The sequence below is a fragment of the Candidatus Lokiarchaeum ossiferum genome (genome assembly GCA_025839675.1).
Lineage (GTDB): Archaea > Asgardarchaeota > Lokiarchaeia > Sigyniarchaeales > Promethearchaeaceae > Lokiarchaeum > Lokiarchaeum ossiferum.
In genome coordinates this window covers 5,710,688-5,723,451 of sequence record CP104013.1, presented here as the reverse complement: position 1 = coordinate 5,723,451, position 12,764 = coordinate 5,710,688, and the positions used below count along the sequence as shown (strand labels likewise).

Sequence of the window (12,764 nt, the reverse complement as noted above, 5' to 3'; positions counted from 1 at the left end):
TAATTTAATTTTTGATATAAGAATCTATATATCCACAGAAGTGTAAATACCTATCATGTCATCCAATGTAAAGGAAGATGATTCCCATGGGATCATCTACACTGATGGATCAAAATCTCCTGTGGATTTTGATAAATTGACGCGATTTAACCTCATCATGGGAATCTTGCATTTTGTACAAGCCTCTCTCATGCTCATCATGGGTTTTACTATCGATAATCTGAAAAATTTTCAAGCTTCTATCTATATTTTGGAAGTCGAATACCCCAATTTTGTGCTTTCGGAAGATGTGTTTTGGACACTGAAAAGCGTAGGCCCAATTGTCGCATCCTTTCTGTTTTTCTCCGCCATTGCCCATTTCTTATTAGCTGGACCAATGAAGAAATTTTACAAAAAAAATTTAGCTAAACGTATGAATCCACTTCGATGGTTTGAATATGCGATCTCAAGTTCCATTATGATTTTCTTCATCGCAGTTTTATTCGGTGTAAAGGAATTTTGGATTTTGTTTCTCATATTCATGTTAAACGCCTTGATGAATCTCTTTGGCCATACAATGGAATTACATAATCAATACACCAAAAAAACCAATTGGACCAGTTATATTTATGGTTGGATTGCGGGAATTATTCCATGGATCGTAATCACAGCAGTATTTTATAGTGCCATGCAAGTCGATGGAGTTCCATGGTTTGTTCCATATATCTATGGATTTGAAATCGCTCTGTTTATGTCATTTGCCTTCAATATGCTTTTGCAATATCTTAAAGTCGGTCCCTGGAAAGACTATGTATTCGGAGAACGAGTTTATATTATATTGAGTTTAGTGGCGAAAACGTTATTGGCCTGGTTTGTTTTTGCAGGAGTGTTACAACCTGGCGAAACTGGAATGTAAAATGTGTGTGAACTTAACACGAGTTCTCCGATATTCTTTTTTTTTTTGTTTATATATAAAAAACTAATCCAATCCTGAAAGACCTCTCAATTATCTAGTAATAATCCTTAAGCTTCAAATTTTTCGTTCTTTTTTTAGAACTTTAAAAATTAAAGAAAATAAATAACCATAAGGTACTATAAGGAGATAATTTCCCTTCCAACCTTCTTATTGATCTGATGGGATTCTTTTTTTGTGAATATTTAATTAATCTAAACTAGAGAATGGAGATTAAACAAATAGAAAGTTATAGTTATGGATTGTCAGTTGAAGAAATTGCCCATGTAGGAGTTCATTTAGTGGAAAAAAATGAACGATTGATCAATGTGTTAAAAATCATGGATACGAAGCAAATTTCTGCAGTAGTAGTTGAAGATATAAATAATTTAACTGAATATTACATCATTTCTCATACGGATATCATTCGATTTCTTGTAAAACAACGGAACCATTTAGATTTTTATGGTTTACTGGCAGGAGGAAAAAATTTATTACACGATACTCGAGCGAAAGAAATTATGAGAGGCCCAATCGATATAATGCGGATGGGAACTCCAATAGATGAATTAATTGGTAAATTACAACAAACAGGGTTTAAAAGAGCCATTTTGGGAAATGTTAAACGACAACCCATCGGTGTGATTTCCACAAAAGATCTTATCGAATGGAACTCGATTCTTCTTCCGCCAGGAACCCCCTATTTAGTATGTGTCATGGAAATTGATACTGGACTTGTTTTAGGGAGACATTTTTTACAAGAAGATGTCACAGCGGGTTTTGTCACCATATTAGGAGGATCGTTATCAGCAATATCGATCTTAACCAACGAAATATTAAAACAATCGGGAAATATTCGGCTGATTGAAAAGGATCGTTTTGTGATAATGTTAGAAACCCATGGGACTTTAACAGCGTTTGTCGTGGCAGATCGATCTTCAATTACCCTAAGAAGAAAATTACAGAATTTTTTGCGCAATTTTCGACATAAATATGCCAAAGAGATTATAAAAAGACAAGAAAGCAATGGTTTCGCTCCGGTGAGTGTCTTCAATATAAGGGAACTCGCAGAAATCTTTAGGTAGCCATGATCTGTATTAAAAAATAGATTTAATCTATTCATCCTCTAGGAAAGATCTCACCTTCGATCTTTTCCTTCTGGTTGGAAATGGCTTTTTAAAAACATGGATATTTTTTTATACACACAATCTCCTATTCACAATCTTGTTTCATTATATAAAAATGGTCCGAAAATATTTTGTTAGCCTAAATTTTAATCACATCCTATTAATGTTCATTGGATTAGCGATTTTACTTATGATCCTAATAATAATTGACAGTAAGCAAAAAAAATAATAAATAATAAATAAAACTGGGGGAGAAGCATACTCCATCGCTTATATAGCTGTGACGAGAATAATTAATTAGCATCAAGTGAAGATGGTTGTAATTCTTGATGTATCAATAACGTAAAACAACAAAATATAAGTCAAGTTACTAGCGGTCACCGATTTTTTCAACACAAAGTCATTTTTCTCAGATGATGCTGCCCAAGAGGGAGACATTCTAAGAAATCTTGAGGATGAAAAATAACTCAGAAATAAAACTCCTGAAAATGAACATTTCTACCTTCTTGTCATCAGATTTCTCGGAAAATAATAGACCTCCCATTATCGGGTTGCAGCGGGAACCCTATTCTTTGAGAAATCTAAAATTGAAATTCCTACAATGGAAGGTAAAAATCAGTCCATTTTTGACCCAAGTCGCTTGACGGTAATCAAAAAAAAAGCGTAAGATCTTACTTTGTGTTATTAATTTTAGTTCTTCCTTAATTTCACAGTCAATATTTAAAATTTGAAAAACTAATAGTTAAAACATATTTAGAAATTTCCATCAAACAGATTATGTTTGAATGTAATAAATTAAAAGGGGTTTATAGTAGTGGCTCGAATAAAAAAATGGAATCAATTTAATAAAATACTTGTAGTTCTTCTCATTTTATTTTCCTTAATCACTTCATATTCTAATGAGAGCAACTCTATGGATAATAAATTCAACTTAGATGATGATTTAGTGGATAAATCAACAAATCAGGACAATTTTCAAGTGAAAGATGATGATATCTTAAGGGAATTTTTAGGAAACCCTGAAACAAGTTTTGAAAATGACTATGTGATGGAAAATGTCGCCACGTTTGATGTTCTTGAAGCAATTCAAAGTACAGCTGAGAAATCTCGTTTAGACATTTCCACAGAAAACTTCACGATTGGAATTCCCGAAAATTGGAATATAAATTCACACACTATGAATATTGACGCAATTGCTCAAGAATGGAACATCACTCGAGATGGGAGTATAGAGGCATCATCCATGGAAAGAGAATGGGATTTTTCTGCATCTCAATATGTTTCTGACGATTCATGGGGATTCCGTGGTGATTATTCAAATGAGCTCGGAATTATTAGTACAGCTGATAATGGAGTTATCAATCCATATATACCAAGAGACGCCTTGGCAGTGTGGTCACAAGAAGATATCACAAAACCAGATCCAGAAGCAGAAATTCATGAAACGGAACTTATATCAACAGGTAATTCAGAATTTGCATTATATAATCAATTTAATGAGGAACCAAGTTGGGGTGATGAGTTGATTGGAATATCAGGAAGTAATTGGGAAAGGGACTTTGATAATCCATATGGAGGAGACAAGAAAGCTTCAAATCGAAGACTTGAATATAATGATGTGGACGAATCATTGCAAGCATATATACATGCGGGAAGTAGTTTACTTACTTTAGGTAACCCCTCGATAGGCTGGAATGTTGTTTTTCCAGAACTAACTGCTCCAGATTTTATCCCTAAAAAATATGAGTTTATCACATATTGGAAAGTAGAAGCATTAAGTTTCGAAGCTTCAGACAATTTGAGTATAATAGCCAGAATTGATGGTCAATATATTGATGGAAGAACAGACACGAATGGGGTAAGTTATCCAAATGCCACTGCAACGACCTTAGAAAATTCACTAGCAAATATTGGAGAACCGCTAGGTCATGATTATGTAGTCAGAATTTTTGATATTACTGAGCTTATTGATTCTCAAAAATCGAATCATACTTTAGATTTTGGGATTTGGTTTGAAAATATCAATGATACAAGTGATGAAGTTCAAGTGTCGTTTGGCGGGGTTTTTATAAGAGCAATTGAGGAAGATCAATATGATATTGGAAATTTAGAATTTGAATGCGAGATTAATTTTGATAATACCTTTCAAATGCGAAATTGGTATTTATTTTCAGTATTTGCTAATAATTCTGGGAGTGAAATATTTGTCCCATTAGGATTCATTGATGATATATTTACAGCACCGCAAGAATCAAAAAATTTACAATATAATTTATCAACTCGCCACAAATCAATCCTAAATTCTGACCAATTTATATTTCATTTAGGGATTTTAAATTTGGGAGGGGAGAGACCTCACACTTGGGATTTTTCGGTATCCTTTGATGATATTTTTTTGGAGGTCATTTATAATCAACCAAATTTAACAAAGGTAGGATTGCAACGGTGGAATGGCACAAGTTGGATAAACCAAACAGAATTTGGCATTGATTCTAAAGTTCCACTAGAAAATAACAACCTTACCATGGCTTTTAACATCACTAACCCATTATATGCATCAAGTTTTCTTGAGTTTGAAGATAACCTAATTATTTCAAGGAATCAATCAAATAACGCATCGGCAACCTACATCATTCCGAGTTTTTCAGAAATTGCACCTGAACGGATTCTTTGGAATGTCTCGTACGATAATGCAAATACTTTCGATCAACTAATCAATCATGAGTATGAGAATTTCAATCCCAGAGGTTACAACTTTACGGTAGTGGATTTACCTGCTTATGATGGATTGGGAGAAAATTCAACAGATTGGCTTTGGACGGGAGGTGTTGATCCGACAGGGGTAACACCAGAATATGCCAAGGGATTTTCAACAAATGGTAGTCAAAACAACCCAAATAGTCAAAATTTGACTATAGCTGAGGCAACAGAAAAATTGAATGATTTTAATTATATCAACGGGACGTGGATTCTTACATATTCTTCAAAAAATTGTTTGGCCGATGTATTTCTCATTCATGATGATGCCCCCGAAAACACAAGATTTTATGATCAAAATTCTACAATTCTTCAGGTAAACCAATCAAATATTGAAGAAGTTGAAGGAAATTATAACATCACAATATTTGATGCATCAAATGAAATAATCCCTCAATTTCCCGCATACTTTCCACATATATCAGGCAATTTAACAGACTCATCTTGGATTATTAACGATACTGGAGTCGGAGAATATTCAATTTATGCAATATGGAACAATACAGAAGGTGGTCAAACAACACAATTGGGGATTGCCAGAGGTACTTTTGAAGTATGGCGTTCCTTAAATGCCAATATTACTCAAAAAATGAACGAATTGAATTCTGGAGATGTAGGCAATTTCTATTTAAACATATCTCATGAAAAAGGACTTCCAATTTCGGGGGCTGAGAATTATTTGAATATATTTTGGTCAGATTCTGAAAATTTGTGGGGGATTGATTGGCCTCCAAATCAATACTTGATAGGAGAAGTTTACGAAAATTCCAGTTTTGGATCTGAAGGGAATTATACCCTTGAATTCAAAACGAGATCTGTCCCTATTGGAAATTATGATATATTTATTGAAGTAACATATCCATTTTATGACGAAGTTAAATTATATTCAATAATTAAAATATCTGGATATCCTATGAGTATGAATATTATTTCTGGGGCATTTAATACTGATATATATACAGGATTGATCCATTCTAATAATTTGCCGAGGGTTGATGACAATCAAAAGAGTACAATTGAAGTTAATGTGACCAATTCTTCCAATGGAGCACCATTATCAAATGGACAACTAACGGGGAAATTTAATGGGACAGATAATATTTTTTATGGTGTAGATATCTACCAGCAAACTCAAAAGGAATCAGATAGAGGTCTTTATTATATAAATCTTAATGCCTATGGCTTAAATACTACATCTCGAATGGATACTTTTAATTATACCCTATCTCTTACCATTTCTTTAGATGGATACAATAGTACTTACATCGAATTCTCAACGGCGATTCTCCCTATTGCAACTCAATTAGTGAGTAATACCTTGGAACCTTTATACGAAGAATCGAAAGTAGATATTTATGCAACATTTGACAATATAAACCAAATAGAAAGCCCATTGCCATTAAGTGGGGGGGATTTATCGTGGAAAATACAAAATGAAAGTTTTGAAATGCTTGCTTATGGAAACTTGACAAATTTGCTTTCAGGAGTGTATGCTTCTTCAATTGATTTTACCGAAGATGGATTTCATTTAGAACCAGGCATATATATACTAGAAATAACAGCAAATCTGATAAATTGTGAAAATGCATCTTGGATTCAATCAAATTTCCAAATATTGGAGAAAAAGGAGTCTCAAATAAACATCCTACTCACAGAATCACTCCAAATTGGAAAAATAATGGATTTAGTTGTTAATTTATCATATATATTAAATAGTTCCCCGATTTTCGATGCAGAAATACAAATTATCTTGAACTTTGATGGATTCGAATCCCTCCAAATTTTTAAAACAACTGATGGATTTGGTATGATTTCATATTCGCAGATGATATCAAGTGAATATGCTGAAACAACACTGGATGTTCATGTTATTTATCTCGGAACTCCATATATTCAAAATTCATCCTATGCAGACTTAAACAATTTCATAAAGGGAAAAAATTCAGTCAACTTAAGCATAGAATTAGATGCAGACTCTATGCTGAGGGTAGGATATCAGGTAATATTATCGGGAAATTTGTCAATTAGTTCATATGAAGACTATATTGACATTTATTTAACTGTAGCTGCTTGGGTAGATGGGGATAATCAAAACTTAGTTTTTATTCAACAAATTTATGTTAATGAAGATGGAGTGTATGAATATCTTACCCCAGCCATTCCTGATGGGTATCAAAATATTACTTTTTTTATTGATTATGCAGGAACTGCGATAAATGGCTATGCAAGTGCAAGTATAGTTGATCAAGTAATCCTTATGAAATGGGAAACTTCATTTGAAATTACAAATTTGAAATCGATGTACCGAATTGGAGAAGAATTTGATTTAAACATTTTAGCCAAATATTTAGATTCTTCATGTAACTTTTCATTTTATACTGAATCAATTTTCATAATCTATGAATATGAAGGAATGGATCCCATTATTCGGCAAGCTTGGTTCGGTTTTTCAGGTATTATTGTCATAGATTATGAAATACCTCAAGATTGTGGCGATTGGCTAAATATTACCTTAAATTTCCAAGGAAACTCGACAATTCAAAGTTTCATGATAGTCTATACAATTGATATTTGGGATAAGTGGGATGTTAATTTCGAAATTGTGAATATCCAAGAGGATCTTAGACATGGGGCAATAACCGATTACAACATCCAAGCATTATTCACAAATTCATCTAGTGTCGAGACATTGAATGGTCTGGAAACAACGATAATCATCTATTTTGCAGGTTCTTCGATCTATTTAACCGATACCATAATCATTAATTCATCGATCTACATTTCCTATGAAATTCCATTTGATGATGGTGGGGATTGGATGAATATTAGCATTAGCTTTTCGGGAACTTCTAAAATATCAAGTTTTCAAAAAGTAATTAGCTATTCGATATTACCAAGATTAAAAACGACCTTAATTCTATTGGACACTAAAGTTAAAGAGGATTTTTCGGGAGATTTTACATTTTCGGTCAAACTTATTGATGAAAATGGAAAAGAACTTCAAGGTCAAACGATTCGATTTATTTTAAGAAATTCTATTGGAGAATCCATTTCTGATACGACTGCTAGCACTAACGCTGAAGGAATTGCAACTACAACAATAGTAGTAGATTCAGTAGGTAGTTTCACAATAGTACCGATATTTGAGGCGAGCAGTATTTATGAAACTACAAACCTTAACGCTAATCAAGATAATTTATACAATGTGAGAGTTATCAACACTTGGATCATAATTTGGGATAATGTTCTCCCTATTTCTATTAGTTTGGTTAGTCTTATAGTTTTAAGTATGGTAACATATCGAGGAATTTATGTTCCGAAACGAAACAAACGTCGACTTCAAATGATTGAAATTCATCGACAATTTGCAGATATTGAAAATATCCAATATATGTTGATAATACATAAACAAAATGGATTATCTTTATTTTCGCAAAGCTTTTCAAATATTCCAATAGATGCCAATTTAATTAGTGGATTTTTGTCCGCAATTTCTTCTTTTGGAAAGGAAATTGGATCAAATTTGAAGCCAGAAATGAATTTAGAAAGTAACTCAACACCCATGGATGGGAATCAAGGATTGGAAGAACTTTCATACCAGCAATTTAAAATTGTGGTAAAAGATGGGGAATTTATTCGGACAGCCGTTTTACTTCTAAAATCTCCAGGTGAATCTATGAAAAAGAGCGTTCAGAAATTCAATCAAAAACTTGAAGATACCCATAAGGAGATTTTTAATAATTGGATCGGGGAAGAAATTCCAAGAGAACCCATTATGAAAATTGTGGAAGAAATGCTGCATGTGGATTTACTATATCCCCATAATCTGATCTTATCCAAAGTGCCCGGATTTTTAAAGTCTTATGGAAAGAAATCAGTGCAATCATTGATTGTTAAAGAAGCTAAAGTGAATTTTGATTGCAGCTTTAAAGTTCGGGACATGATTATAGCCTTAGCCGCGTACGGTAAAAAAGAGATCACTACTTTTAATTCAATCCACGAGTTAAGAGCGGAAGGAGTTGTGTTTGCTGTTAATCCACGGACAAAAGCCTTAGCTGAAAAATTTAAACCTTTTATCCAACAACTTTCAAAGGAAGAACGATTGGTTTTAAAAACAATAGAAGAAGGAATTAAAAATCAAAAAGACTTAGAAAATAAAACAAAAATTTTGGTTGTAATTCCATCCATATTGAGGTTACAACAACTGGAATTGATTGATGAACACTTAAATTTAACTGAAAATGGGGAAATAATAGTCACCTTAATCAATATGATTCCAGATCTTTAATTCTATTTTTTTATGTCTATTAATTAAGTCTTTTCGCAGGTCTCTTGACTTCATTCAGTGCACCCGAATTCCCAATAAGTAATTTTTTTTGTTAGTATTTTTGGGGCGGTGTAATTTATTTCACAAAATTACTCACGCAGATTTTTTGTATTACATTTCTATTGTAAATTAGGACATAGAAAAAAAATTAGGAAAAATACTTGTAGAAAATGAGCAGTGTCTATTTAATTTGAGCCCCACAATAAGCACATATCTTACTAGTAGGATCTCAATCAATTCTCCACATCCAGAACAAAGTTTTTTAGCTTGCCCTGAAAAATTTTGATTTGATGATGTCTCACTAATTGGTTCAGTATTTTGGTTTTGGGGAGACGCGTTTTGTTTCTGATTATGCAGATTATTTGCCGTTTGCCGAATTGCCCCAGATAAAAAAGCAGCACAAAAGACTTGGAAGCAGAACCCACTCATAAATTTGGTGATCTCACCGATAGACAAACTTCATCAAAACTTGTTCACACGTAAATCAATTCTGCCCAATCAATGGTAACTTTTTTCCAGAATAGTCAAGATAGAAAAATAAAAAACTGAGATAAAATTCATATACTTAGTTTTTCCCAATATTCTTAGTAATAATAATGATTCAAAAAACCGTGAAAATAACCAATAAGGGAATGATCTCGATTCCAGCTAGTCTACGCAAGAAATTTCACTTTAATGATGGAGATCATGTTATAATTAATGAAAATGAAGATGGGACAATGCGAATCACACCTATAATCCCACTCCAGGAATTGAAAAAACAATCGGCAACAGTAGAAGAATTTAAAAAAATTTACTTAAAATCTAAGCGGGAAGAATTAGACTTGGAGTTCTAAGATGGTCTTTCATTGTTTGGATGCAGGCGTCCTTTCTCTTTATTTCTTACAAAACACTCCAAAAGAGTTCAGTTTATTAATGGAGCTAATCAAAACAAATCCCGCTAACACATTCATTGCTAAAGAAATCCTTCTTGAAGTGTTTAAACACTTGTGTGTGTTAAAAGGGCACAATTATGCCGAATCTGTGTTGCAATCATTTTATCGAGCATTTGATATCAACTTTGTGGATTTATCTCATGAGTTAATTGTTCAAGCAGGAAGGTTGAAATGTCAGCATCGAGCCAAATTATCTTACAATGATTGTATTGCAATTGCTATCGCTCTGCAAAAGAAAGCCACATTTCACACTACAGAAAAAATCCTACCAAAAATCCCCCACTTACATGTAAAGTCCTATTTGTTTTAAAAAATCTGATGATGATTTTACAAAAAACGTTTTTCAATGAGATTTCATTCCAAATTCTTTTTCTTATTTCCCAAAAATCTCTGCTACTTGGTTGTTAGAAGAAAATTAGTTCTCTTTGAGATATTAGGGCTCTAATAATAAATAATTTAATATTCTTAAATTTAAAAATCAATTATGCCAAAGCAAAACCCAAAGCATAGTCAAAAACATCTTGTCCGCTATGCCCGAAATAAAATTATAAAAAAAAGCAAAGGGACCCCAAAGAAGAGAGAAATTCTTGCCCAAACTCTAAAATTCTCCCCCAAATTGCCTTCGTCTTCTAAAATGGCATACGCAAAAAGGAAGTATGAATATATTCTATTTAATTTAGAACATCAAATCATGGCATGGGCAGACCAATACCCATTAGGAAATGATTATAATGTATTGAATACATTAGGATGTTTGTTATATAGTCAAAAACAATGGAATGCCAATATATTACAGCATTCTTCGGATATAAATTCCACTACTCGCTTGGAACCGATAGAATTAGATCTATTTGAGAACATCTTAAAAATTATCCCCGAACTTATCCAAATGTCTGATTGTAGAGGATTTTCAACATTAAATTTATGTTTGGCATGTATTTATGATTCTGCATCTTTTTGGACAGTGGAAAATGGAAAAACAGGATATTTAGACTATATCAAACAATTCGTCCCTACTTCATTAACCGAAAATGATTTATCAGAAATTAATACACTATTTCAAGAAAACAATAGCAAAAGCGTTTTTGATGAAAATGATAATTGAAATCAAATAAATCAATTTAGAAATATAGTTCGCATCATTAATTTTAACAAATTGGAGAAACTGAAAACAATTTGAAGAATTGAGGTGCATCGTAAAAGGATTTTCAAGAAATAAAAATGGAGTAAAAAAATAAAAAGATTACAATTTGAGTTACTTCTTCTTTTTGTTGGAAGGGAAGTGTTGTTCGGCATGATTTTCTCGCAGGGCTTCTTCGACATCGATTTTTTCCGCCGATTCAATTAAATCATAAGTGGAAATCATTTCCAAAATGGTCATAACCTTCTTCCCATGCTTGTATTGATTATTGGCATCATCGAGGTTTCGCCAGCAGAATGGACATTCGGTTAACATGATATCAGCACCGACCGCATCCCCTTCATCCATCCGTAAGTGGGCGGTTTTAATACTGAATTCAGGATATTGCCCTCGCACACCACCACCGGCCCCACAACAGAAGGAATCCATCTTGATTCGATACATTTCATTAAAGGTCACTCCGGGGAGGGCTTTGATGATGCGTCGTGGGACTTCAAACCATTCATGTTCGATTTTTCCCGCGGCGCGCATATCCATCATTAAATTCGTAGATTCTTCAATCAATCTTTCCTTGAACCAGGAGCCATAATGTCGCCCGGTGTGGCATGGATCATGATAGGTCACGGTTTTGCCCGTCAATTCTGGATGTTCCTTGAACTTGATTTTTTCTTGACGAACCAATTCAGAAATCAATTCCATCGCATGAATTGTTTTGAAGGTGTTAGCCTTGCCAGTCCATTTAGGATAGTCAATGGTAAAGGTTCGATAGCATCCGGCACAACTGAAGATTAAGATTTCAAAATCCTTGAAAATTTTCAAGTTATTTTCCATAGTGCGTTTGCCTTCATCGATCAATCCCGTTCGGAAGAAGGGGGATCCACAACAGGATTCTTCATCCAAAATGGTGATATCATACCCAATTTTTTGAAGCAGTTTCACCGTGGCGACTGCAATATTCGTTTGGCGATAGCTGGCAGTACATCCAACATAGTAGCCAATTTTGGTTTTTTTATCAATAATAGAATCGAAAACTCCCGCATCCTTTGCCCATTTGGTGCGTTCGTCTTTCACTGCCCCATATGGATTGTTCTTAACCTCACTGTTCTTTGCCATAATTCCATGAACAGGTAAAGGTTTAGTTCCGGCTTCAATCACTGCAGCCCGAAGAGCTTCAATAACATCTACGGTGCGCACATTGTTCTCACATTGAGCCCCACACATTCCACAGGTGATACATGGGAAAGCCACATCAGCAATCTCTTGCCCATGTTCTTTCAAATCCAAGTCCCCTTCTAATACGGAACGTGCAATCCAAATTTTACCCGCATTCCAGAAGGCTTCCCATCCGAATTCAATTCCTGCAGGACAGGCTTGAACCATCCCTTCGTAAAAGGTTTTATCTCCTTGTACTCCAGTATGCTCTCCAATTCCTTCGCGATCAGGTTCACCCGAATAGGCAAATCGACAGGCTTTACAGTGGATACATTTGTAAATATCATTACGTAATTCTTTTAATCGTTGCATCTTTTTTTCATCTCCTGGTGCC

Annotated in this window: 8 protein-coding genes; 6 read left to right on the top strand and 2 right to left on the bottom strand. The window is 33.8% G+C overall.

The features are described from left to right. Positions 1–55: 55 nt before the first annotated feature. From heR to NEF87_RS24360, 3 genes are all read left to right on the top strand, one after another. Positions 56–895 (top strand): heliorhodopsin HeR, encoded by an 840-nt coding sequence (heR, locus tag NEF87_RS24370; RefSeq protein ID WP_457917881.1) that lies wholly within the window; start codon positions 56–58, stop codon positions 893–895. A gap of 263 nt (positions 896–1,158) precedes the next feature. After that, complete coding sequence (locus NEF87_RS24365; RefSeq protein WP_457917880.1) at positions 1,159–2,016, top strand: CBS domain-containing protein; 858 nt, start codon at positions 1,159–1,161, stop codon at positions 2,014–2,016. Positions 2,017–2,872: 856 nt separating this feature from the next. Beyond that, entirely contained in the window at positions 2,873–9,103 is a 6,231-nt protein-coding gene (locus NEF87_RS24360) for a hypothetical protein (protein ID WP_457917879.1), read from the top strand. Between the two features lie 168 nt (positions 9,104–9,271). Here the strand turns inward: NEF87_RS24360 and NEF87_RS24355 are convergent, their stop codons facing one another. After that, positions 9,272–9,571: a hypothetical protein gene (locus NEF87_RS24355; protein ID WP_457917878.1), complete on the bottom strand. Its 300-nt coding sequence runs from the start codon at positions 9,569–9,571 to the stop codon at positions 9,272–9,274. A 167-nt stretch (positions 9,572–9,738) separates the two neighbouring features. Between NEF87_RS24355 and NEF87_RS24350 the strand changes: the two genes are divergently transcribed. The 3 genes from NEF87_RS24350 to NEF87_RS24340 all read left to right on the top strand — a co-directional run bounded on the left by NEF87_RS24350 (position 9,739) and on the right by NEF87_RS24340 (position 11,182). After that, positions 9,739–9,978 carry an AbrB/MazE/SpoVT family DNA-binding domain-containing protein gene (locus NEF87_RS24350; protein WP_457917877.1) on the top strand — a complete coding sequence of 80 codons (240 nt, stop codon included), beginning with the start codon at positions 9,739–9,741 and terminating at the stop codon, positions 9,976–9,978. A 1-nt stretch (position 9,979) separates the two neighbouring features. After that, positions 9,980–10,387 carry a PIN domain-containing protein gene (locus tag NEF87_RS24345; RefSeq protein WP_457917876.1) on the top strand — a complete coding sequence of 136 codons (408 nt, stop codon included), beginning with the start codon at positions 9,980–9,982 and terminating at the stop codon, positions 10,385–10,387. Between the two features lie 174 nt (positions 10,388–10,561). Next, positions 10,562–11,182, top strand: coding sequence for a hypothetical protein (locus tag NEF87_RS24340; protein ID WP_457917875.1), 621 nt, complete (start codon positions 10,562–10,564; stop codon positions 11,180–11,182). A 150-nt stretch (positions 11,183–11,332) separates the two neighbouring features. On the opposite strand, the gene NEF87_RS24335 is transcribed toward NEF87_RS24340, so the two are convergent. Beyond that, entirely contained in the window at positions 11,333–12,742 is a 1,410-nt protein-coding gene (locus NEF87_RS24335; protein ID WP_457917874.1) for a (Fe-S)-binding protein, read from the bottom strand. Between the last annotated feature and the right edge of the window lie 22 nt (positions 12,743–12,764).

What these genes read in the sequence shown, in the direction of transcription:
- heR (WP_457917881.1), top strand. Translation starts at nt 56, where the DNA reads ATGTCATCCAATGTAAAGGAAGATGATTCCCATGGGATCATCTACACT.
- NEF87_RS24365 (WP_457917880.1), top strand. Translation starts at nt 1,159, where the DNA reads ATGGAGATTAAACAAATAGAAAGTTATAGTTATGGATTGTCAGTTGAA.
- NEF87_RS24355 (WP_457917878.1), bottom strand. Translation starts at nt 9,571, where the DNA reads ATGAGTGGGTTCTGCTTCCAAGTCTTTTGTGCTGCTTTTTTATCTGGG.
- NEF87_RS24350 (WP_457917877.1), top strand. Translation starts at nt 9,739, where the DNA reads ATGATTCAAAAAACCGTGAAAATAACCAATAAGGGAATGATCTCGATT.
- NEF87_RS24345 (WP_457917876.1), top strand. Translation starts at nt 9,980, where the DNA reads ATGGTCTTTCATTGTTTGGATGCAGGCGTCCTTTCTCTTTATTTCTTA.
- NEF87_RS24340 (WP_457917875.1), top strand. Translation starts at nt 10,562, where the DNA reads ATGCCAAAGCAAAACCCAAAGCATAGTCAAAAACATCTTGTCCGCTAT.
- NEF87_RS24335 (WP_457917874.1), bottom strand. Translation starts at nt 12,742, where the DNA reads ATGCAACGATTAAAAGAATTACGTAATGATATTTACAAATGTATCCAC.